18 protein-coding genes and 2 tRNA genes are annotated in these 22,136 nt (G+C 55.9%); 3 read left to right on the top strand and 17 right to left on the bottom strand.

The window, feature by feature from the left end; genetic code table 11:
• The first annotated feature begins 386 nt into the window (after window positions 1–386).
• Window positions 387–2,522, top strand: coding sequence for an anaerobic ribonucleoside-triphosphate reductase (nrdD, locus tag V3W49_RS05350; protein WP_500144158.1), 2,136 nt, complete (start codon window positions 387–389; stop codon window positions 2,520–2,522).
• 2 nt (window positions 2,523–2,524) lie between these two features.
• A complete protein-coding gene (nrdG, locus tag V3W49_RS05345; protein WP_500144157.1) occupies window positions 2,525–2,989 on the top strand; it encodes an anaerobic ribonucleoside-triphosphate reductase-activating protein in 465 nt (154 codons plus the stop codon).
• Between the two features lie 218 nt (window positions 2,990–3,207).
• Here the strand turns inward: nrdG and mtr are convergent, their stop codons facing one another.
• From mtr to kdgT, 7 genes are all read right to left on the bottom strand, one after another.
• Window positions 3,208–4,452, bottom strand: a complete 1,245-nt coding sequence (gene mtr / locus V3W49_RS05340) for a tryptophan permease (RefSeq protein ID WP_500144156.1) — start codon at window positions 4,450–4,452, stop codon at window positions 3,208–3,210.
• 160 nt (window positions 4,453–4,612) lie between these two features.
• Window positions 4,613–6,451: a DEAD/DEAH family ATP-dependent RNA helicase gene (locus tag V3W49_RS05335; RefSeq protein WP_500144154.1), complete on the bottom strand. Its 1,839-nt coding sequence runs from the start codon at window positions 6,449–6,451 to the stop codon at window positions 4,613–4,615.
• Window positions 6,444–6,524: a protein YrbN gene (yrbN, locus tag V3W49_RS05330; protein ID WP_138099092.1), complete on the bottom strand. Its 81-nt coding sequence runs from the start codon at window positions 6,522–6,524 to the stop codon at window positions 6,444–6,446. The genes V3W49_RS05335 and yrbN overlap by 8 nt, the downstream gene beginning before the upstream one ends.
• A 218-nt stretch (window positions 6,525–6,742) precedes the next feature.
• The gene (gene nlpI, locus V3W49_RS05325; protein ID WP_500144153.1) at window positions 6,743–7,630 is read right to left on the bottom strand and encodes a lipoprotein NlpI; all 888 of its coding nucleotides are present in this window, start codon (window positions 7,628–7,630) and stop codon (window positions 6,743–6,745) included.
• A gap of 116 nt (window positions 7,631–7,746) precedes the next feature.
• Complete coding sequence (gene pnp, locus V3W49_RS05320; protein ID WP_500144152.1) at window positions 7,747–9,882, bottom strand: polyribonucleotide nucleotidyltransferase; 2,136 nt, start codon at window positions 9,880–9,882, stop codon at window positions 7,747–7,749.
• 250 nt (window positions 9,883–10,132) lie between these two features.
• Window positions 10,133–10,402: a 30S ribosomal protein S15 gene (gene rpsO, locus V3W49_RS05315; protein ID WP_500144151.1), complete on the bottom strand. Its 270-nt coding sequence runs from the start codon at window positions 10,400–10,402 to the stop codon at window positions 10,133–10,135.
• A 160-nt stretch (window positions 10,403–10,562) separates the two neighbouring features.
• Entirely contained in the window at window positions 10,563–11,552 is a 990-nt protein-coding gene (gene kdgT / locus V3W49_RS05310; protein WP_500144356.1) for a 2-keto-3-deoxygluconate transporter, read from the bottom strand.
• Window positions 11,553–11,907: 355 nt separating this feature from the next.
• Here kdgT and kduI point away from each other — a divergent pair, with 355 nt between their 5' ends.
• Window positions 11,908–12,744, top strand: a complete 837-nt coding sequence (kduI, locus tag V3W49_RS05305; RefSeq protein WP_500144150.1) for a 5-dehydro-4-deoxy-D-glucuronate isomerase — start codon at window positions 11,908–11,910, stop codon at window positions 12,742–12,744.
• Window positions 12,745–12,814: 70 nt separating this feature from the next.
• Here the strand turns inward: kduI and truB are convergent, their stop codons facing one another.
• From truB to folP, 10 genes are all read right to left on the bottom strand, one after another.
• A complete protein-coding gene (gene truB, locus V3W49_RS05300) occupies window positions 12,815–13,759 on the bottom strand; it encodes a tRNA pseudouridine(55) synthase TruB (RefSeq protein ID WP_500144149.1) in 945 nt (314 codons plus the stop codon).
• Window positions 13,759–14,163 carry a 30S ribosome-binding factor RbfA gene (gene rbfA / locus V3W49_RS05295; RefSeq protein ID WP_500144148.1) on the bottom strand — a complete coding sequence of 135 codons (405 nt, stop codon included), beginning with the start codon at window positions 14,161–14,163 and terminating at the stop codon, window positions 13,759–13,761. Before rbfA ends, truB begins: the two co-directional genes overlap by 1 nt.
• A 63-nt stretch (window positions 14,164–14,226) precedes the next feature.
• Window positions 14,227–16,902 carry a translation initiation factor IF-2 gene (gene infB / locus V3W49_RS05290; RefSeq protein ID WP_500144147.1) on the bottom strand — a complete coding sequence of 892 codons (2,676 nt, stop codon included), beginning with the start codon at window positions 16,900–16,902 and terminating at the stop codon, window positions 14,227–14,229.
• A gap of 23 nt (window positions 16,903–16,925) precedes the next feature.
• Entirely contained in the window at window positions 16,926–18,413 is a 1,488-nt protein-coding gene (gene nusA / locus V3W49_RS05285; protein ID WP_500144146.1) for a transcription termination factor NusA, read from the bottom strand.
• Between the two features lie 26 nt (window positions 18,414–18,439).
• Window positions 18,440–18,892, bottom strand: a complete 453-nt coding sequence (rimP, locus tag V3W49_RS05280) for a ribosome maturation factor RimP (RefSeq protein ID WP_500144145.1) — start codon at window positions 18,890–18,892, stop codon at window positions 18,440–18,442.
• A 187-nt stretch (window positions 18,893–19,079) separates the two neighbouring features.
• A tRNA-Met gene (locus V3W49_RS05275) sits at window positions 19,080–19,156 on the bottom strand.
• Between the two features lie 57 nt (window positions 19,157–19,213).
• Window positions 19,214–19,300 (bottom strand) — tRNA-Leu (locus tag V3W49_RS05270).
• Window positions 19,301–19,345: 45 nt separating this feature from the next.
• On the bottom strand, window positions 19,346–19,675 hold the full coding sequence (gene secG, locus V3W49_RS05265) for a preprotein translocase subunit SecG (protein WP_500144143.1): 330 nt from the start codon (window positions 19,673–19,675) through the stop codon (window positions 19,346–19,348).
• A gap of 219 nt (window positions 19,676–19,894) precedes the next feature.
• On the bottom strand, window positions 19,895–21,232 hold the full coding sequence (gene glmM, locus V3W49_RS05260) for a phosphoglucosamine mutase (protein ID WP_500144142.1): 1,338 nt from the start codon (window positions 21,230–21,232) through the stop codon (window positions 19,895–19,897).
• Complete coding sequence (folP, locus tag V3W49_RS05255) at window positions 21,225–22,073, bottom strand: dihydropteroate synthase (RefSeq protein WP_500144141.1); 849 nt, start codon at window positions 22,071–22,073, stop codon at window positions 21,225–21,227. The genes glmM and folP overlap by 8 nt, the downstream gene beginning before the upstream one ends.
• Between the last annotated feature and the right edge of the window lie 63 nt (window positions 22,074–22,136).

Raw genomic sequence — 22,136 nt, 5'->3', positions numbered from 1 at the left:
AGATACTAACGCCTGGTCACTAAACTAAACATCAACCAGCGCTGTTGCGTAATGTCTTAAAACTGAGCGGGCGATCAAATCGTTAAAAAACTGCATGTTTGTTCCAGGCCGCGCCGTTTCAGGGACTTAAATTTTACTTTGATCTGAGTCAACAAGAAAGCAAACATCTTTAGTGAAAACACCATATATAGAATCTAGAATCCATTAAAACCCAACATGTTGTAGTTGGTGCATTTTGACCTATGCTACGCTCGCGTCAGACTGGCGATGCAAGCTGTGGATAATACCGGGCAGACATTGCGAAAAGCCTCTAATTAACAAGCCGCAAACAATGCTCAGCCTGCCGGTCGGCACTGTGGATAACCTGTTTTTAAAATGGAGAGATCATGACACCGCATGTGATGAAACGGGATGGGTGCAAGGTACCCTTCACTTCAGCGCGTATTAAAGAAGCGATTATGCGCGCCGCCGTCGCCGCGGGAGTCGATGACGCAAACTATTGCGCCACCGTCGCGGATAGCGTTAGCAGCCAGATGCAGGATCGCAGTCAGGTCGATATCAATGAGATTCAGACTGCGGTGGAAAACCAACTGATGTCCGGCCCGTACAAGCAGTTGGCCCGCGCCTATATCGAATACCGTCACGACCGTGACGTGGCCCGTGAAAAACGCGGCCAGCTCAATCAGGAGATCCGTGGGCTGGTCGAGCAGACCAATGCCTCGCTGCTTAACGAAAACGCGAATAAAGACAGCAAGGTGATCCCCACCCAGCGCGATCTGCTGGCGGGCATTGTGGCCAAACACTACGCCAGGCAGCATCTGTTGCCGCGCGATGTGGTGCGCGCTCACGAGCGCGGGGAGCTTCACTACCACGATCTCGACTATTCCCCCTTCTTTCCGATGTTCAACTGCATGTTGATCGACTTGAAAGGCATGCTGACTCACGGCTTTAAGATGGGCAATGCAGAGATCGAACCGCCAAAGTCTATCTCTACCGCAACAGCAGTTACCGCCCAGATCATCGCCCAGGTGGCCAGCCATATCTACGGCGGCACCACTATTAACCGTATAGATGAAGTACTGGCGCCTTTTGTAACCGCGAGCTTCGAAAAACACCGTAAAATCGCCGACGAGTGGCTGATTCCGGATGCCGAAGGCTACGCCCGCGCCCGTACCGAAAAAGAGTGCTACGACGCCTTTCAGTCGCTGGAATATGAAGTCAACACCCTGCACACCGCTAACGGCCAGACGCCATTCGTTACCTTCGGCTTCGGCCTGGGTTCCAGTTGGGAATCGCGTCTGATTCAGACCTCCATCCTGCGCAACCGTATTGCCGGACTGGGCAAGAATCGAAAGACGGCGGTCTTCCCGAAGCTGGTGTTCGCTATCCGCGACGGGCTGAATCATAAGTTCGGCGATCCCAACTACGATATCAAGCAACTGGCTCTGGAATGCGCCAGCAAGCGCATGTATCCGGATATCCTGAACTACGATCGGGTGGTGGAAGTCACCGGTTCCTTTAAGACCCCGATGGGCTGCCGCAGTTTTCTTGGCGTATACGAAGAAAACGGCGAGCAGATCCACGACGGGCGTAACAACCTGGGGGTTATCAGCCTTAACCTGCCGCGCATCGCGCTGGAAGCGAAAGGCGACGAGGAACGCTTCCACAAGCTGCTCGACGAACGCCTGAGCCTTGCGAAGAAAGCGCTGATGACCCGTATCGCCCGCCTGGAGGGGGTCAAGGCCCGCGTCGCGCCAATTCTTTATATGGAAGGCGCCTGTGGCGTGCGCCTGAAAGCGGATGATAACGTCGCCGACATCTTTAAAAACGGCCGTGCCTCCATCTCTCTGGGCTATATTGGCATCCACGAAACTATTAATGCGCTCTACGGCAACCAGCACGTTTACGACAGTGAAACCCTGCGCGCCAAAGCGATCAACATCGTTCAGCGCCTGCGCCAGGCGGTGGATAGCTGGAAAGAGGAAACCGGCTACGGCTTCAGCCTCTACAGCACCCCGAGCGAAAATCTGTGCGACCGCTTCTGCCGTCTGGACACTGCCGAATTCGGCATAGTGCCAGGCGTGACCGATAAGGGCTACTACACCAACAGTTTCCACCTGGACGTCGAGAAGAAGGTGAATCCGTACGACAAGCTGGACTTTGAAGCGCCCTATCCCGAACTCGCCAGCGGCGGCTTCATCTGCTACGGCGAATATCCCAACCTGCAGCATAACCTGAAAGCGCTGGAAGACGTCTGGGATTACAGCTATCAGCATGTTCCCTATTACGGCACCAACACGCCTATCGATGAGTGCTACGAATGTGGCTTCACCGGCGAATTCGACTGCACCAGCAAGGGCTTTACCTGCCCGAAATGCGGTAACCACGATGCCAGCCGGGTTTCGGTTACCCGCAGGGTCTGCGGTTATCTGGGCAGCCCGGACGCACGTCCGTTCAACGCCGGTAAGCAGGAAGAGGTGAAGCGCCGCGTTAAGCACCTGGGCAACGGCCAACTGGGCTGAGGATGAACATACACCAGTATTACCCGGTCGATGTGGTCAACGGGCCGGGTACCCGTTGTACGCTGTTTGTGGCGGGTTGCGTGCACCAGTGCCCCGGCTGCTATAACAAAAGCACCTGGCGCCTGAACTCCGGCATCGCCTTTACGCCAGCGATGGAGCAGCAAATCATTGACGATCTCAATGATACCCGGGTGCGACGCCAGGGACTGTCGCTTTCCGGCGGCGATCCGCTCCATCCGCAAAACGTGCCTGATGTTCTGAAACTGGTGCAACGGGTTCGTGGCGAATGTCCCGGTAAGGACATCTGGGTCTGGACCGGCTACCGGCTGGATGAGCTGACGCCGCAGCAAATGGAAGTGGTGAGCCTGATTAACGTTCTGGTAGACGGTAAGTTCGTTCAGGATCTGAGAGATCCGGCGCTCATCTGGCGCGGCAGCAGCAATCAGGTGATTCACCATCTGCGCTAAAACGCAGAGGCTAAAAAGGACTCTGACGAGTCCTTTTTTATTGCCAGCTGAAACCACGTCCTGCGGGCGTGGTCATCAGCAGGTTCTGGCGCTGCCTTATTGTCTTCGGATTTAAATCTCTCAGGACGGGCAGATACCTCTTTTTAAGGTCTTTGGTACGCCCTATGGAGCGAAATCAATGCCGCCTTCTGTGAAGGCGGATTTTTACTACCTGACGATTACTGATATACCGGCAGAAGATTAAAGCTGGAAAGAATATGCACCAGGGCGTTACCCGCGCCGAAGACCAGAATCAGTGCGATCATCGGCTTACCGCCCCATACCCGAAAGCGCGGGCTGCCAAAGCGCTTACGTGACGCCCGTGCCAGCAGCGCCGGTACGATAGCGGCCCAGATAGTGGCCGCCAGCCCGGCATAGCCGATAGCATACAGGAAGCCGTTCGGCCACAGCATGCCCCCCACCATCGGCGGCAGGAAGGTGATAAGCGCCGTCTTCAGACGGCCCGGCTGCGAATCGTCGAAACCAAACAGATCAGCCAGGTAGTCAAACAGCCCCAGCGTAACGCCCAGGAAGGAGCTGGCCACCGCGAAGTTCGAGAAAATGACCAGCAACAGGTCGAGCGAACGGCTGTTCAGCACGCCGCTCAGCGCCTGAACCAGCACATCGATATTGCCCCCTTTCTGCGCAATGCCGATAAAGTCGCGGCGCGGAATATTGCCCATGGTGCCCAACAGCCAGATAACGTACAGCCCCAAAGCAATCAGCGTTCCCCATACCAGACAGCGGATAATCAGCTTCGGCTCGCGACCATAATATTTCATCAGGCTCGGGACGTTGCCGTGATAGCCGAAAGAGGCCAGACAGAACGGCAACGTCATCAACAGATAAGGGGCATAGCGCGGGCTTTCTTCACTCAGGTTCAGTAGCGTGGTTGGTTCAACATGGCCCAACAGGCTACCGAAGGTCAAAAAGAAAGTGATGACCTTCGCCCCCAGCACAATGGCGGTCATCCGGCTGACCGCCCGGGTGCTCAACCAGACGATAAACGCGACCGCCAGCGCGAATAATAGTCCCGCCAGTCGTGCAGGAACCGCCACGCCCATCTCTCCCAGGGTATGGTGGATGATCGAACCGCTGGCCGAAATATAGGCGTAGGTCAGAATATAGAGAACAAAGGCAATAGACAGGCCGTTAACCAGATTCCAGCCGCGCCCCAAAAGATCTTTGGTCAGGGTGTCGAAGCTGGCGCCCGGCGGATAGTTCAGGTTGGCTTCCAGAATCATCAACCCGGAATGCAGCATACAGAACCAGGTGAACACCAGCGCCGCCAGCGACCAGAAAAACCAGGCGCCAGACATCACGACGGGCAGAGAGAACATACCGGCGCCAATAATGGTGCCCCCGATAATCATCACCCCCCCCAGAATAGAGGGCGTCGGGCGGGAAGTGGAAAGTGCTGTCATCAGATGCTGTTCCTGTATGGTAAATCACGGCGGGCCGTCTGCCTGCCGCTGCATTGTACCAGTACACGAGTACAAAAGGGATAAAAAAATCCCGATCGCGCAGATCGGGATTCGTTTATTTTACTTTACAGCGGATAAAGCAGTATTTTCCGCTTAATTTTTATGCATCACCGAAGCGACGACGATTGCCGCTCTCTTCACGACGACCACGACCGCCTTCACGACGCTCGCCGGAGAAGCGGCCACCGCCTTCACGACGTTCATTGTTGAAGCGACGGCCTTCACCGCCTCCGCGACGCTCACCGTTAAAGTTACGTCCACCGCGACGTTCACCACGCGGCTGAGCATCGCCCAGCAGCTGCATGTTCATCGGCTTGTTCAGAATACGGGTGCGGGTAAAGTGCTGCAGCACATCGCCCGGCATGCCCTTCGGCAGCTCGATGGTGGAATGGGAAGCGAACAGCTTAATGTTACCGATATAGCGGCTGCTGATATCGCCTTCGTTGGCAATAGCGCCCACGATATGACGCACTTCAACCCCGTCATCGCGTCCCACTTCGATGCGATAGAGTTCCATATCACCGACATCACGGCGCTCGCGACGCGGACGCTCGCTGCGATCGCCGCGACGATCGTCACGCTCGCGGAATTCGCGTCTGGGACGACGTTCGATAACCGGATCCGGCGGCAGAATAAGCGGACGCTCGCCCTGAGCCATTTTCAGCAGCGCGGCAGCCAGCGTTTCCATATCCAGCTCGTCTTCCGGCTGCAGCTTGCTCAGCAGTTCGCGATACTGATCCAGATCGCTGCTTTCCAGTTGCTGATGAACGCGACCGGCGAATTTCGCCAGACGGCGCTGGCCCAGCAGTTCTGCGTTCGGCAGTTCCACTTCCGGAATGGTCAGCTTCATGGTGCGTTCGATATTACGCAGCAGACGGCGCTCGCGGTTTTCCACGAACAGCAGCGCGCGACCGGCACGACCGGCGCGGCCGGTACGACCAATACGGTGTACGTAAGACTCGGCATCCATCGGAATATCGTAGTTCACCACCAGGCTGATACGATCAACGTCCAGACCGCGAGCCGCAACGTCGGTAGCGATAAGAATGTCCAGACGACCATCTTTCAGGCGCTCCAGGGTTTGCTCACGCAGCGCCTGGTTCATGTCGCCGTTCAGCGCAGCGCTGTTGTAACCATTGCGCTCCAGCGCTTCGGCCACTTCAAGCGTCGCGTTTTTGGTACGAACGAAGATGATAGCTGCGTCGAAATCTTCGGCTTCCAGGAAACGCACCAGGGCTTCATTTTTACGCATGCCCCAGACGCTCCAGTAGCTCTGGCTGATGTCCGGGCGCGTGTTAATGCTGGTCTGGATCCGCACTTCCTGCGGATCCTGCATGAAGCGCTTAGTGATACGGCGAATCGCTTCCGGCATGGTCGCGGAAAACAGCGCGGTCTGATGCCCTTCCGGGATCTGTGCCATGATGGTTTCCACATCTTCGATAAAGCCCATCCGCAGCATTTCGTCGGCTTCGTCCAGTACCAGACCTTTCAGGTTGGAAAGGTCCAGGGTGCCGCGCTTCAGGTGGTCAAGCAAACGACCCGGAGTACCGACAACGATCTGCGGCCCCTGACGCAGGGCACGCAACTGCACGTCGTAGCGCTGGCCGCCATAAAGCGCCAGAACCTGAACGCCGCGCATATGTTTAGAAAAATCATTACAGGCTTCCGCAACCTGCACCGCCAGTTCGCGGGTCGGCGCCAGCACCAGAAGTTGCGGAGCGCGCAGGCTTGCTTCAATGTTGTTCAGCAGCGGCAGGGAGAATGCCGCGGTCTTGCCACTACCGGTCTGGGCCATCCCCAGCACGTCGCGCCCTTCCAGCAAGTGCGGAATACAGGCGGCCTGGATCGGAGAAGGCTTCTCGTAGCCCAGGTCGTTAAGTGCTTCAAGAATAGGGGCTTTCAGGCCCAGATCGCTAAAAGTGGTTTCGATATCAGCCATGTAGTACAAGTGCCTCAGTATCAATGGCGGCCAGTCTACATAACTCATCTTGAAAATGATCTGTAATTTTCATTGAAAAGTGTGAACCGGCTCAAATTGTATGGATTAACAAACAAAAACGCCCTCACCCGCTAAGATGATGACTTAAAAGGGATTTCACCCGTCACATTCGGGTTGCCGAACCAAAGGACGTTCGTATTCGCCGGGTACTGATACGATATCAGAGACTCGGTGGTACGCTGCCTGCCTGCAACACGAATTCTTTAAGGTTAATGGGTTAATGTTCGTCAGCTATTGCTGGTCCGATTCTGCCAGGTCGTCTTGCTCCTGGCCCAGGAGCGCTAATTCCAACAATGCATAACGGTGCTCAACGTAGTTATGGACGTTGTTCGCGACCGTCAACTTGAACAGTGCCCTGGCACTGTCCTTATCCCCCAGACTCAGGTAGTACTTACCTAAATAGAAGTTGGTTTCACTGAGATGCTCAGCGAGCGAGGTGTTATCCGTTGCGTCTGCCTTCAGTCTTTCCATCAACGTTTTTTCGCTGATGCGACCAAGGTAGAATTCGACGATGTTCCATCCCCACTGCTCTTTATCCGCTTTGTCAAAGTGCTGCGTGAGCATCACTTTGGCCTGGTCTTCGTCTATCTTGCTTCCGGCAAGGTAGACCCACAGACTACGGAAAGGATCATTGGGATCGTCTTGATAAAACGCCAGCAGATCATCTTGCGCTAACCGGTAACGTCCGCCGTAATAGAGGGCGATACCCCGGTTCAAATACGCGTAGTTATATGTTGGATCAAGCTCAAGTACAGAATCAAACGCTTCATAGGCGGCATCAAAATTGCCCGCCTGCGTTAAATAAATGCCCAGGTAATTAAATACCTCGGGCATATCCGGGCGGATCGCCAGCGCTTGTGAAAAATCATTTCGCGCCAGAGCCCGCAAGCCGAGACTATCATACAATACTCCGCGCTCATATAAAAGCTGAGCGCGTTCATCATCGGTTAAAGCCCGACTGGCAAGAATCTGTTCCATGCGCGCCAGAATCACCTCCTGCTGGAGGGTTGGCTGTAGCGGCACGGCCAGTACTTCATTCTTACGCCAGGCAGTGCTGCTGCTGCATCCTGCCAGCGCCAGAGCGGTCGCAACGAGACACCAGCGCAAAAAAGGCTTCATTTCCTACTCCCGAAGACACTATTGGATGAACGTCCTGTTCCCCGGCTGCAACGCAGAGCTTCCAGCTCTGTCTGCCGGCTCCCCGCCACGTTAACGGAGAGCCGGGAAAGCGCACCTTATTCGGCTTCAGGTGCGGCAGGCGCCGCAGCCGGAGCCGCTTCAGCCGCAGCTTCCTTCATGCTCAGGCGGACGCGGCCCTGACGGTCCACTTCCAGTACCTTAACCGGCACTTCCTGGCCCAGTTCCAGGTAATCGGTGACTTTCTCTACGCGCTTATCGGCGATCTGAGAAATGTGCACCAGCCCTTCTTTACCGCCGCCAATGGCGACAAAGGCACCGAAATCAACGATACGGGTAACCTTACCGCTGTAGATACGGCCCACTTCAATCTCAGCCGTAATCTCTTCGATACGGCGGATAGCATGTTTCGCTTTCTCACCGTCGGTCGCTGCAATCTTCACGGTGCCATCGTCTTCGATCTCGATGGTGGTGCCAGTTTCTTCGGTCAGCGCGCGAATCACGGAACCGCCTTTACCGATAACATCTTTGATCTTATCAGGATTGATCTTGATGGTATGGATACGCGGCGCGAATTCAGAAATATCGCCACGCGGCGCGTTGATAGCCTGTTCCATGACGCCCAGGATGTGCAGACGCGCGCCCTTAGCCTGATTCAGCGCCACCTGCATAATTTCGCGAGTGATGCCTTCAATTTTGATATCCATCTGCAGCGCAGTGATACCGTCGCGGGAACCGGCGACTTTAAAGTCCATATCGCCCAGGTGGTCTTCATCGCCCAGGATATCGGACAGCACAACGTAGTTGTCGCCTTCTTTCACCAGGCCCATCGCGATACCAGCTACGGCGGCTTTCACCGGCACGCCGGCATCCATCAGCGCCAGAGACGCGCCGCATACGGAAGCCATAGAAGAAGAACCGTTGGACTCGGTGATTTCAGAAACCACACGCACGGTGTAAGGGAAACGCTCTGCGTCCGGCATAATCGCCAGCACGCCACGCTTAGCCAGGCGGCCGTGACCGATTTCACGACGCTTCGGCGACCCCACCATTCCCGTTTCGCCTACGCAGTACGGAGGGAAGTTGTAGTGGAACAGGAAGCGGTCAGTACGCTCGCCCATCAGTTCGTCGATGTTCTGCGCGTCGCGCTCGGTCCCCAGGGTCGCAGTAACCAGCGCCTGAGTTTCGCCACGGGTGAACAGCGCGGAGCCGTGAGTACGCGGCAGCACGCCGGTGCGCACATCCAGACCACGGATCATATCTTTTTCACGACCGTCGATACGCGGTTCGCCGGCCAGAACGCGGGAACGAACTACGCTCTTCTCGATAGCGTGCAGGATATCGCCCAGCTCATTTTCATCGAGCTTATCGTCTTCCGGCTGTTCCGCCTGCAGTGCTGCGATGGTTTCGGATTTGATAACGTCGATCTGCGCGTAGCGCTCCTGCTTATCAGTGATGCGATAAGCGTCGCTCAGACGGGATTCGGCCAGGGCGGCAACGCGCGCGTTCAGCGCTTCGTTCACCGGCTCAGGCTGCCAGTCCCAACGCGGTTTCCCCGCTTTTTCCACCAGCGCTTTAATGTTTTCAATAACGACCTGCTGCTGCTCATGGCCGAAAACGACGGCGCCCAGCATCTGATCTTCGCTCAGCAGGTCGGCTTCGGATTCCACCATCAGAACCGCGCCTTCGGTACCGGCGACCACCAGATCCAGTTTACTGGTTTTCAGTTCGTCCTGCGTCGGGTTCAGCACGTACTGATCGTTAATATAGCCTACGCGAGCGCAGCCAATCGGGCCATTAAACGGAATGCCGGACAGGGAAAGCGCGGCTGAAGCGCCGATCATCGCAACGATGTCCGGGTTAACCTGCGGGTTTACCGAAACCACAGTCGCGATAACCTGAACTTCGTTAACAAAGCCTTCCGGGAACAGCGGGCGAATCGGGCGGTCGATCAGACGCGCGGTCAGGGTTTCGCCTTCGCTCGGGCGGCCTTCACGGCGGAAAAAGCTGCCAGGAATACGGCCAGCGGCGTAGGTACGCTCCTGGTAATTAACGGTCAGCGGGAAAAAGTCCTGACCCGGTTTCGCCTTTTTGGCGCCGACAGCGGTCACGAATACCGCGGTGTCATCCATGCTCACCATCACGGCGGCAGTCGCCTGACGCGCCATCATACCGGTTTCTATCGTTACCGTATGCTGGCCATACTGGAATTTTTGAACGATCGGATTAAGCAAAATAGTACCCTTACTCTCATTAACATGGCAGCGCGCCCTGCGGCGCGCTGCCGTTAGACTCCGATCTTAGCCGCATCCTCGCGACTAATGACAACCCTGATCCGCTTCTTGCGGTACAAGCCTCTCATTAGCCGCGCGAACCTCTGCGGTAAAGATCGCTCTTAGCAACAATACATGAGTTTATCCGCAATTGCTGCCATCTGGTTGAAAAAAGGGGCCATAAAGGCCCCTTTTCTGAAACTGGCAAAAATTAGCGACGCAGGCCCAGACGCTCAATCAGGCTGGAATAGCGAGCAACATCTTTACGCTTCAGGTAGTCGAGCAGCTTACGACGCTGAGAAACCATACGCAGCAGACCACGACGGCTGTGGTGATCTTTTTTGTGCTCCGCAAAGTGGCCCTGCAGGTGGTTAATCTGTGCAGTCAGCAGAGCAACCTGGACTTCGGTAGAACCGCTGTCGTTTGCATCACGGCCGAACTCAGAAACGATTTTAGCTTTTGCTTCAACGCTTAGAGACATTTTAGAACTCCAAAACTTAAGGTAAATGACAGGGCGCCGATCTCTAATTCAGCAACCCCCGAATAAAGCCGATGTATTCTACCTGTCACCGTCTTTTATCGCAAGGTGGGCCCGTCGCCGGAAACAAACCGGGCGCAGAGAAACTTCCGCGCCCGGGCTGTTACGGCTTATTCATCGCGGCTCCGGGAACCGGCGGCGGCTTATGTCCCGCCACATGCCTGGCGTACAGCGCGGTAATGATAGGCACCAGAATCGCCGTGACGATAACGCTGGCGGCCACCAGCGCAGTTGCCGATGCGGCCACCGGTTCGAACGCCGGGTTAATCTGGGCGATAATGACCGGGTTAGCCACCGCAGCGCCGGCTGCGGAAGAGGCTGCCACGCCAGCGGTGCCATTACCGCCACCGATAAATTTATCAGCAAGAATCAGCGGAATGCCGGTGATCGCAATGACCGCAACGCCAAGCAGCACGCCGAGCAGACCGGTATCGAGAATCACGCCCAGGTTGATGGTATTACCCAGCGCAAAACCAAAGAACGGAATCAGCACCGGTGTCGCTTTACTGAAAAAGGTACGGAAGTCGTGATCGATGTTGCCTAACGCGAAGCCGATCAGAAACGGCAATACCGCGCCAATAAAATGATGGGCCTCAAAGGAAGCCAGCCCCGCTGAACCCAGAATCACCATGGTCATTAATGGGCCGGATTCCAGCGACATCAGAACAAAAGCGCCGGACTCCTCTTTGGTACCGTACTGGTTCATCAGACTGGCATACAGACCGCCGTTGGTCATATCCATCGCTGAAACGATGGCCAGTACCGACAATCCCGCAAACACCCCGGTCTGAATACCGGTTTGCGGAATAAAAGAGGCGGCAATGATGGCCACAACCCAGGCAACAGCGATTTTAGTCACCACCAGGGTGCCGGACTTACGCAATACCGTGCCGGTGGCTCGTAAATCAATCGATGCTCCGATGCAGAAGAACCAGACGGCCAGGATCGGTACCGTACCCGAGATCATGCCCTTCGTGAAGGAACCAAAATACTCTCCGGTCGACGGCGCCAGGGTGTTCAGTATCGCACCAAGTAACAGAGGGACCAGCATCATCCCACCCGGAATACGTTCAATTGTGGCTTTAAGCTTCATCATTAATCCTTACCGTGTTATCAGCCCGGTACGTGGCCGGGTTATCTACGGCGATAATCAGTTACCCATATCCTCGGCATGAGGCGGGCAATCTCTTCTGCCTGTCGGGCGAACCACCGCGTCAGACGCGGGGCGGCAGACCATTGCCTTAACACGCTCTGGATGAATTATTCGCGCTTAGCCATAACACGGAACGCACGTTTAAACAGAATGAAACAACGTTTTAGTTACGTGCGTCACACTCTTAATTTTGGATACTGATAGAATGAAAAGAAGTTGATGAAGAAAAGTTTCATCAGTATTAATCAGACAGCATTCGGGGTCGCGGAATACTGCCTCCGAAGAAGGAGAGAGAATGGACGTACGTCAGAGCATTCATAGCGAGCATGCTAAAACCCTGGACACCGCCGGTCTGCGCAAAGAGTTTTTAATTGAACAGATCTTCGTGTCCAATGAGTACACCATGACCTACAGCCATATCGATCGCATAATTGTCGGCGGCGTGATGCCGGTTACTCGCACGGTCAGCATCGGTAGCGAAGTCGGCAAACAGCTGGGGGTTAGTTACTTCCTGGAACGCCGTGAGCTGGGCGTTATCAATATCGGCGGCGCCGGCCGTATCACGGTAGACGGCGAAGCCTGGGAGATAAACCATCGCGACGGTCTTTACGTCGGCAAAGGGGCGAAAGAGGTGGTATTCGAATGTCTGGATCCACAAAATCCGCCGCGCTTCTACTATAACTGCGCGCCGGCGCATACTGCTTATCCAACCCGTCGGGTTACGCCAGCGGATGTCTCGCCCCAGACGCTGGGGGACAATGTCACCAGTAACCGCCGCACCATCAATAAGTATTTCATTCCCGACGTTCTGGAAACCTGCCAGCTCAGCATGGGGCTGACCGAACTGGCGCCGGGCAACCTGTGGAACACCATGCCCTGTCATACCCATGAACGCCGCATGGAGGTCTACTTTTACTTCGGGATGGAAGAGGACAGCTGCGTTTTCCATATGATGGGGCAGCCGCAGGAAACGCGTCACATCGTGGTGCGCAATGAACAGGCGGTGATCTCGCCAAGCTGGTCGATTCACTCCGGCGTCGGCACCCGGGCCTACACCTTTATCTGGGGAATGGTTGGCGAAAACCAGGTCTTCGACGATATGGATCACGTCGCCATTAAGGAGCTGCGTTAATCCCGGAATAAAAAAACGGGGAGCGCCTCAGCGTCTCCCCGTTTTTTATTGTACGGCGCGACGGCCAGGTTTATTCCTGCTGCTCTACCACCAGACGTCGCGGCGCCAGGCGCCCGTCGTCGGCGATTTCCGCCATGCCAATAAACTTACGATCTTCGCCTTCAGTCACCCGAACCAGCCCTTCAGCAGGGGCGCCATTCACCCGTACCGGCTGACCGTTCTTAAACCAGAAGGCCACTTCCGGCAGTAGATTGACCACCGGAAAGTCGGCGGCCGGGCTGTCCATCGGCATCAGTAGTGGATCCAGCAGCGCTGCTGAATCAGACTCTTCAGCTTCCGCCCGGGCGACCAGCGCATTGAGCTGCTCCAGCGTCACCATCCGTTCGGTCGGGTAACGCCCCACCGCCAGACGGCGCAGAAAAATCACATGCGCGCCGCAGCCCAGTTTTTCACCGAGATCGTCGATGATGGTACGGATATAGGTGCCTTTCGAGCAGTGAATCTCCAGCTCCAGCTCGTCGCCTTCGTGGCGAATAAACAGCAGTTCATACACCACTATCGGGCGAGGTTCGCGCGGCACCTCAATCCCCTGGCGCGCATATTCATACAAGGGGCGCCCCTGATACTTGAGCGCAGAGTACATCGAAGGCACCTGCTGAGTCTCGCCCCGGAACGATTCCAGCGCCTGCGCCAGATCGGCGGCGCTGAAGTTCACCGCACGTTCTTCCACCACCTGGCCGTCGGCATCGGAAGTGTCGGTACGCTGGCCCAGTCGGGCAATCACCCGGTAGCGCTTGTCGGTATCCAGCAGATAGCGGGAAAACTTGGTCGCTTCTCCAAGACAGATGGGCAGCATGCCGGTCGCCAGCGGATCCAGCGCGCCGGTGTGGCCCGCGCGGTTGGCCCTGTACAGGCGCTTAACTTTCTGCAGCGCATCGTTAGAGGAGAGCCCGCCAGGTTTATCCAGCAGCAGCACGCCGTGAATATCGCGACCGCGACGACGTGGACGACTCATTACTCCTCCTTGTCGCCATCGTCAGCATGTCCGCGACGCGCTTCGTCCTGCTTAATGACGTTGGATACCAGGTTGGACATGCGCATCCCTTCCACCAGCGAATTATCGTAGAAGAAGGTCAGCTCCGGTACGATACGCAGACGCATAGCCTTACCCAGCAGAGTACGAATGTAGCCGGAGGCTTCTTTCAGGGCCTTCAGGCCCGCTTTCACGTTTTCTGCGTCGTCGTCATTCAGGAAGGTGACATAGACTTTGGCATAGGCCAGATCACGTGAAACCTCAACGCCGGATACGGTGGTCATCAGACCTAAGCGTGGATCCTTGACTTCGCGCTGCAGGATGATGGCAATCTCTTTTTGCATCTCCTGAGCGACGCGCTGCGAACGACCAAATTCTTTCGCCATGGTAATTTCTCCAGACAAACAGGGGGGCCGTAGCCCCCCGTGATTACGCCGATATGTGATCTATCAGTCGATAGTGCGCTGAATTTCGATAATCTCGAAGACTTCGATCATATCGCCAGTACGCACGTCGTTGTAGTTCTTAACGCCGATACCACATTCCATGCCGTTACGAACTTCGTTGACGTCATCCTTGAAGCGACGCAGAGACTCCAGCTCGCCCTCGTAGATCACCACGTTTTCACGCAGGACGCGGATCGGATTGTGGCGTTTGACGACGCCCTCGGTAACCATACAGCCTGCGATAGCGCCAAACTTCGGTGACTTGAACACGTCGCGCACTTCAGCCAGACCGATGATCTGCTGCTTGTACTCCGGCGCCAGCATGCCGCTCATGGCCTGCTTCACTTCGTCAATCAGGCTATAGATAACGGAGTAGTAACGCAGATCCAGGCTTTCCGCTTCAATGACCTTACGTGCAGAGGCGTCGGCACGAACGTTAAAGCCCACGATAATCGCGTTAGACGCTGCAGCCAGAGTCGCATCGGTCTCGGTGATACCACCCACGCCAGAACCGACGATCTTCACCTTCACTTCGTCGGTGGAGAGTTTCATCAGCGAGTCGCTGATAGCCTCAACAGAGCCCTGAACGTCGGCTTTCAGCACGATGTTCACTTCGGAGACTTCGCCTTCGGTCATGTTGGCAAACATGTTCTCCAGCTTCGCTTTCTGCTGGCGAGCCAGTTTCACTTCACGGAACTTGCCCTGACGATAGAGCGCCACTTCACGGGCCTTCTTCTCGTCGCGCACGACGGTCGCTTCATCACCCGCAACCGGCACGCCGGACAGGCCGAGAATTTCAACCGGAATGGAAGGGCCAGCTTCGGTCACTTCTTTGCCCAGTTCGTTACGCATCGCACGGACGCGGCCGTATTCGAAGCCGCACAGAACAATGTCGCCTTTGTGCAGAGTACCTTCGCGTACCAGTACGGAAGCAACCGGGCCACGGCCTTTATCCAGGAAGGATTCAATGACCACGCCGCTTGCCATACCGTTGCGTACCGCTTTCAGTTCCAGAACTTCGGACTGCAGCAGGATAGCGTCCAGCAGCTCGTCGATACCGGTACCCGCCTTAGCAGAAACGTGGACAAACTGGCTTTCGCCGCCCCACTCTTCCGGAATAACGCCGTACTGCGCCAGTTCATTCTTCACGCGATCCGGATCGGCTTCCGGCTTATCGATTTTGTTCACTGCGACCACAACCGGCACCTGCGCCGCTTTCGCGTGCTGGATAGCTTCAATGGTCTGCGGCATGACGCCATCGTCGGCAGCAACCACCAGAACCACGATATCGGTCGCCTGAGCGCCGCGCGCACGCATTGCGGTAAAGGCGGCGTGCCCCGGAGTATCCAGGAAGGTAATGTTGCCGTTGTCGGTATGAACGTTATAAGCACCGATGTGCTGGGTAATACCGCCCGCTTCGCCAGAGGCGACTTTAGTAGAACGGATGTAGTCCAGCAGAGAGGTTTTACCGTGGTCGACGTGGCCCATAATGGTCACGACCGGCGCGCGCGGCTCAGCCTGAGCGCCGGTATCACGATCGCTCATTACCGCCTCTTCCAGCTCATTTTCGCGGCGCAGAATGACCTTATGGCCCATCTCTTCCGCTACCAGCTGCGCGGTTTCCTGGTCAATAACCTGGTTGATGGTGGCCATAGCGCCCAGTTTCATCATCACTTTGATAACCTGGGAGCCTTTAACCGCCATCTTGTTAGCCAGTTCAGCAACCGTAATAGTTTCACCGATCACCACATCGCGGTTGACGACCTGCGCCGGCTTCTGGAAGCCCTGCTGCAGCGCGCTGCCGCGACGATGACGGCCGCCTTTGCCGCCGCGCCCAGCGGCGCGAGCTTCTTCACGATCGGCTTTAGATTCAGAATGCTTATTGCCTTTCTTATGACGGCTGGCTTTGTTGGTACGGCCACGACCGCGCCCGCCTTCGACTTCACGATCGTTTTCGTCTTCCGCCTGACGGGCGTGCTGGGAGGTGGTTACGTGATAGTCGCTATCATCCGTAGTGCCTTCCCAGTCTTTGGTGCCGGCTTCCGCCATACGACGCGCTTCTTCAGCGGCACGTTTGGCGTCTTCCTCGAGTTTGCGGCGCGCCTCTTCTTCCGTCTTACGCTTCAGCTCAGCGGCTTCGGCTTCCAGGCGGGCTTTTTCGGCATGTCTGGCTTTGGTCACTTCGTCGGTCTGTTGATTGCTCACTTTCTCTTTTTCCGCAGCTTCACGTTTCGCTTTTTCAGCGGCTTCACGCTTGGCCTTTTCTTCAGCTTCACGCTTCGCTTTTTCTTCTGCCTCACGTTTGGCAGCTTCCTCTGCCTCACGACGAGCCGTTTCTTCCGCTTCACGCTTCGCTTCTTCTTCCGCCGCCAGACGTTCGGCCTCTTGCGGATCGCGTTTTACAAAGGTGCGTTTTTTGCGGACTTCAATCTGTACCGACTTACTTTTTCCGCCGGTACCCGGAATATTTAAAGTACTGCGCGTTTTGCGCTGTAATGTCAACTTGTCTGGCCCCGAAGCGTGTTCACGATTCAGGTGTGCCAGCAAAGCTTCTTTTTCTTGCGCCGTCACAGAGTCTTCAGCAGACTTCCGGATCCCTGCATCAGCGAATTGCTGTACCAGGCGGTCCACGGGAGTCTGGATCTCTGCGGCCAGCGCTTTTACGGTTACATCGGTCATGCTGTTCCTTCCTGCTAAGTTGATTACGCGTCGTCGCCGAACCAGCAGATATTACGTGCCGCCATGATAAGCGTCCCGGCCCGCTCTGCGGTCAGACCTTCGATATCGGACAGGTCGTCCACGCCCTGCTCAGCAAGATCTTCCAGCGAACAGACACCACGAGCAGCCAGTTGCAAGGCCAGAGAGCGCTCCATCCCCTCAAGGTTGAGCAGATCGTCAGCCGGCTTGTTGTCGCCGAGACTCTCTTCCTGGGCCAGCGCCAGCGTGGTCAGCGCGTTTTTAGCGCGCTCGCGTAATGCTTCCACGGTTGGTTCATCGAGACCTTCGATCTCCAGCAGTTCCGACATCGGAACATAAACCAGCTCTTCGAGCGAGGAGAAGCCCTCTTCCACCAGCACCGTGGCGAAATCTTCGTCAATATCGAGATATTTGGTAAACGTATCGATCGCGGCATTAGCCTCGGCCTGATGTTTAGCCTGCAGGTCTTCCATGGTCATAACGTTCAGCTCCCAGCCGCTAAGCTGCGAAGCCAGACGAACGTTCTGTCCGTTACGGCCGATCGCCTGTGCCAGGTTGCCAGCTTCAACGGCGATATCCATAGTGTGCTTATCTTCGTCAACGACGATGGAAGCGACATCCGCCGGCGCCATGGCATTGATCACGAACTGCGCCGGGTTGTCGTCCCACAGCACAATGTCGATACGTTCGCCGCCCAGTTCAGTCGAAACCGCCTGAACGCGCGCGCCGCGCATACCTACACAGGCGCCCACCGGGTCGATGCGTTTATCGTTAGTTTTCACCGCGATTTTGGCACGGGAACCCGGATCGCGGGCCGCGGCTTTAATCTCGATAACCTCTTCACCAATTTCCGGCACCTCGATGCGGAACAGTTCGATCAGCATCTCTGGTTTGGAACGGGTGACAAACAGCTGCGCGCCACGCGCTTCCGGACGCACGGCGTAAAGCACGCCACGCACGCGGTCGCCAGGGCGGAAGTTTTCCCGCGGCAGCATATCTTCACGCAGAATCACCGCCTCGGCATTGCTGCCCAGATCCAGCGAGATACTGTCGCGATTTACCTTCTTCACCACCCCGGTCACGATTTCGCCTTCGCGATCGCGGAACTGATCCACCACCATTGCACGCTCGGCTTCACGTACTTTCTGTACGATAACCTGCTTGGCGGTCTGGGTGGTAATACGGTCGAAGGTGACGGATTCGATCTGATCCTCAACGTAGTCGCCAGGGTTGAGTTCCGGATCTTCAAAACGCGCAGCCTCCAGCGTAATTTCGCGGGTCGGCTGAGTCACCTCTTCCACAACGAGCCAGCGGCGGAAGGTATCGAAATCACCGCTCTTACGATCGATGCTGACACGCACATCGATCTCCTGCTCATATTTCTTCTTGGTCGCCGTTGCAAGGGCAGTTTCCAGCGCTTCGAAAATCTTTTCGCGCGGTACCGCTTTCTCGTTGGAAACAGCTTCGACAACGGCCAAAATTTCTTTGTTCATCCTGGGTTTCGCCTCAATCCAGAGTGTTAAAAGTGGGGTACCAGGTTCGCCTTCTGAACGTTACTCAGCGCGAACACTTCATCTTTGCCTTCGACCGTGACGGTCACCATTTCACCTTCTACGGCCTTAATCATGCCCTGCCATTTACGACGATCTCGCACCGCCATGCGCAGGACAAGAGTCACCTCTTCGCCGATATAGCGGCGGTAGTGATCGGCGGTGAACAGCGGACGATCCAGGCCAGGCGAGGAAACTTCCAGGTTGTAAGCCACAGTGATGGGATCTTCGACATCCAGTACGGCACTAACCTGGCGGCTGGCATCAGCGCAATCATCAACATTTATGCCATCTTCACTATCAATATAGATGCGCAGTGTAGATGTGCGACCGCGAATGAATTCGACGCCAACCAGCTCGTAACCCAGCGCCTCCACAGGCGCAGTGATCATCTCTGTTAACTTCTGCTCTAATGTGGACAAATCCACCCCCAGGACATAAAAAAAGGGCCCAAAGCCCAGTTATTCTCTCGTCAGATAACAAAAAACCCCGATAAATCGGGGCTTTATATAACTGAACCCTGTATACCTTCCAGGAGAATTTTTTTCAAAATTCTTCGCGAAGGCGATGCTCTTCACAGTATATTTGAAAAAGAACTCTCAGGGAAAGTGGTTGCGGGGGCCGGATTTGAACCGACGACCTTCGGGTTATGAGCCCGACGAGCTACCAGGCTGCTCCACCCCGCGTCAGAAAACGTTGCGATGATACGCCTGAACTGCTAAAAAAGCAAGTTTCACAGGATTTGGTACCGAGGACGGGACTTGAACCCGTAAGCCCTATTGGGCACTACCACCTCAAGGTAGCGTGTCTACCAATTCCACCACCTCGGCACGTAAAGTGCGGCTCTCGCATTAACCGCACCCGATGCTGGCTGATTAGTTCGGGATATCGCTGGACGGCTTAGCCGGTGCCGCCGGTTGAGTCTGCTCAGTTTTCGGCTGAGTCAGGTTTTCCCATTCGCTTCCTTTACTGGTTTTGTTGCTGTTCAGGTTACCCAGCACGAGGCTGATGATAAAAAACAGCGTCGCCAGCACGGCCGTTACGCGGGTCATAAAGTTCCCGGAACCGTTCGAACCGAACAGCGTGGCGGAAGAGCCTGCGCCGAAGGAGGCTCCCATATCAGCACCTTTACCCTGCTGCAGCATGATCATGGCGATCAGCGCCACTGCCACAATAAGGAAAATGACTAAAAGAGCTTCGTACATAATCGACCTGTTCCTTGCGGGATTACCGCGTACCTTTGCTTCAAACCAAGTAATAGTGAGACGCTATTAACGTTCCCCACTGAAGCGGGTCTGAATACTATCTAAAGCCTGTGCCGCACGCAAGGGCAATTTCTCAACTTAATGTTATGTGCGGAAAAAATCAGCAATCGCCCGCCCCCCGTAACGAAAAAGCCCCTCCTGGGGCTTTTTCGTCAGGAATTACCCCTTTTTCACCGCGTCGGCGATACGATTAGCCATAGCGGTCACCTGAGCTTCATCTTCCCCTTCCACCATCACGCGGATCAGCGGCTCGGTTCCAGACTTACGCAACAGCACGCGGCCGCGGCCGGCCAGTTCGCGTTCCACGTCGGCAGTCACCTGCCGCACTTCGTCATTCTGCAGCGGATCGCTGCTGCCAGCGGTATAGCGTACGTTGACCAGCACCTGTGGGAACAGCTTCATACCGCGGCACAGATCCTGAAGGCTCATGCGGTTATTCACCACGGCCGTCAGTACCTGCAGGCCAGCCACAATGCCGTCGCCGGTTGTGGTCTGATCGAGCAGAATAACGTGGCCGGAGTTTTCGGCACCAATACGCCAACCTTTCTCCTGCATTTTTTCCAGCACGTAACGGTCGCCTACTTTGGCGCGTTCGAAGGGGATACCGAGCTCTTTCAACGCCAGTTCCAGCCCCATGTTGCTCATCAGCGTCCCTACTGCTCCGCCGTTCAGGCGGCCCTGACGCAGAGCTTCCCGGGCGATGATATAGAGGATCTGGTCGCCATCGACTTTATTACCTTCGTGATCGACCATGATGATGCGATCGCCATCGCCGTCTAACGCGATCCCGAGATCGGCATGTTCCGTCACCACCCGCGCCTGCAGCATCGCCACGTCGGTGGCGCCGCACTTATCGTTAATGTTCACGCCATTAGGCTCGCAGCCGACGGCGATCACTTCCGCGCCCAGTTCGCGCAGCACGTTAGGCGCAATGTGATAGGTCGCTCCGTTAGCGCAATCCACCACTATCTTCAGGCCGTTAAGGCTCAACGCGTTGGGGAAGTTCGCCTTACAGAATTCGATATAGCGCCCTGCCGCATCGACAATACGGCTGGCCTTACCGAGGTCGGCGGAATCGACACAGCAGATCTCTTTTTCCAGCTCGGCCTCAATAGCCTCTTCCACATCATCCGGCAGTTTAGTGCCATCGATCGAGAAGAACTTAATCCCGTTATCGTAATAAGGGTTGTGGGAAGCGGAGATGACGATACCCGCCTCGGCGCGGAATGTCCGGGTCAGATAGGCTACCGCCGGCGTAGGCATCGGCCCGGTGAACGCGGCGGAAAGCCCTGCAGCCGCCAGTCCCGCTTCCAGCGCGGACTCCAGCATATAGCCCGAAATACGAGTGTCCTTACCGATGATGACCTGGCGGGAACCGTGACGCGCCAAAACCTTGCCTGCGGCCCAGCCCAGCTTTAAGACAAAGTCTGGTGTAATGGGACTATCGCCCACCCGGCCACGAACACCATCGGTACCAAAATATTTACGGTTACTCATAGTAGCTTTTTTCCTTTGCTGAAAGCGTCGCTTCCGCCACCCGCAGCGCCTCCACGGTCTCTTTAACATCGTGGACGCGAATAATCTGCGCGCCCTGCATCGCCGCAATAACGGCGCAGGCCAGGCTCCCGCTCAGACGCTGGTCAGGGCCAACGTTCAACAGTTGCCCAATCATAGACTTACGCGACATTCCGACCAGTAATGGCAGACCAAAGCGATGAAACTCAGAAAGTCTGGCCAGAAGCTGATAGTTATGTTTTAAATTCTTACCGAAACCAAAGCCCGGGTCGAGCAACAATTTCTCTTTTCCGATTCCCGCCGCTTCGCAACGCGCGATTTGTTCGCTGAAGTATCGTTCCACATCCCGGAAAACATCGTCGTAATGTGGCGCCTGTTGCATGGTGCGCGGCTCCCCCTGCATATGCATCAGGCAGACCGGCAAACCCGTTTGCGCCGCCGCCGAAGCCGCGCCCGGCTCGCTCAGGGAACGGATGTCGTTAATGATGTGGGCGCCGGCGCGCGCGCTCTCCAGAATGACTTCCGGCTTGGAGGTATCTACCGAAATCCATACCTCAAAGCGCTGAGATAACGCTTCAATCACCGGCACTACCCTTGAAAGCTCTTCGTCAACGCTGACCTCATCGGCGCCGGGTCGCGTGGACTCGCCACCAATATCGATGATGGTCGCGCCGGCATTGATCATCTCGTTGGCGTGTCTGACCGCATCGGTAAGAGTGTTATGGCGTCCACCGTCGGAAAAAGAGTCCGGCGTGACATTGAGGATCCCCATCACGTGAGGGTGCGACAGATCCAGCGAGGAGCCATGGGCGAAGAGTTTCATTGGTTTTCCTTGTTATTGCTACAGTGACAGAAAAACAAAACCCCGGTCTTGGCCGGGGTTTAT

The sequence above is a fragment of the Rosenbergiella sp. YN46 genome, assembly GCF_036620675.1.
Classification (GTDB): Bacteria; Pseudomonadota; Gammaproteobacteria; order Enterobacterales; family Enterobacteriaceae; genus Jejubacter.
Note: the sequence above shows the minus strand (reverse complement) of the source record. Positions and strands in the feature narration are given on the sequence as shown.

Bases quoted from the DNA above. Each gene is read 5' to 3' on its own strand.
- nrdD (WP_500144158.1), top strand. From the start codon at position 387: ATGACACCGCATGTGATGAAACGGGATGGGTGCAAGGTACCCTTCACT.
- nrdG (WP_500144157.1), top strand. From the start codon at position 2,525: ATGAACATACACCAGTATTACCCGGTCGATGTGGTCAACGGGCCGGGT.
- mtr (WP_500144156.1), bottom strand. From the start codon at position 4,452: ATGACAGCACTTTCCACTTCCCGCCCGACGCCCTCTATTCTGGGGGGG.
- V3W49_RS05335 (WP_500144154.1), bottom strand. From the start codon at position 6,451: ATGGCTGATATCGAAACCACTTTTAGCGATCTGGGCCTGAAAGCCCCT.
- yrbN (WP_138099092.1), bottom strand. From the start codon at position 6,524: ATGAAAATTACAGATCATTTTCAAGATGAGTTATGTAGACTGGCCGCC.
- nlpI (WP_500144153.1), bottom strand. From the start codon at position 7,630: ATGAAGCCTTTTTTGCGCTGGTGTCTCGTTGCGACCGCTCTGGCGCTG.
- rpsO (WP_500144151.1), bottom strand. From the start codon at position 10,402: ATGTCTCTAAGCGTTGAAGCAAAAGCTAAAATCGTTTCTGAGTTCGGC.
- kdgT (WP_500144356.1), bottom strand. From the start codon at position 11,552: ATGAAGCTTAAAGCCACAATTGAACGTATTCCGGGTGGGATGATGCTG.
- kduI (WP_500144150.1), top strand. From the start codon at position 11,908: ATGGACGTACGTCAGAGCATTCATAGCGAGCATGCTAAAACCCTGGAC.
- truB (WP_500144149.1), bottom strand. From the start codon at position 13,759: ATGAGTCGTCCACGTCGTCGCGGTCGCGATATTCACGGCGTGCTGCTG.
- rbfA (WP_500144148.1), bottom strand. From the start codon at position 14,163: ATGGCGAAAGAATTTGGTCGTTCGCAGCGCGTCGCTCAGGAGATGCAA.
- infB (WP_500144147.1), bottom strand. From the start codon at position 16,902: ATGACCGATGTAACCGTAAAAGCGCTGGCCGCAGAGATCCAGACTCCC.
- nusA (WP_500144146.1), bottom strand. From the start codon at position 18,413: ATGAACAAAGAAATTTTGGCCGTTGTCGAAGCTGTTTCCAACGAGAAA.
- secG (WP_500144143.1), bottom strand. From the start codon at position 19,675: ATGTACGAAGCTCTTTTAGTCATTTTCCTTATTGTGGCAGTGGCGCTG.
- glmM (WP_500144142.1), bottom strand. From the start codon at position 21,232: ATGAGTAACCGTAAATATTTTGGTACCGATGGTGTTCGTGGCCGGGTG.
- folP (WP_500144141.1), bottom strand. From the start codon at position 22,073: ATGAAACTCTTCGCCCATGGCTCCTCGCTGGATCTGTCGCACCCTCAC.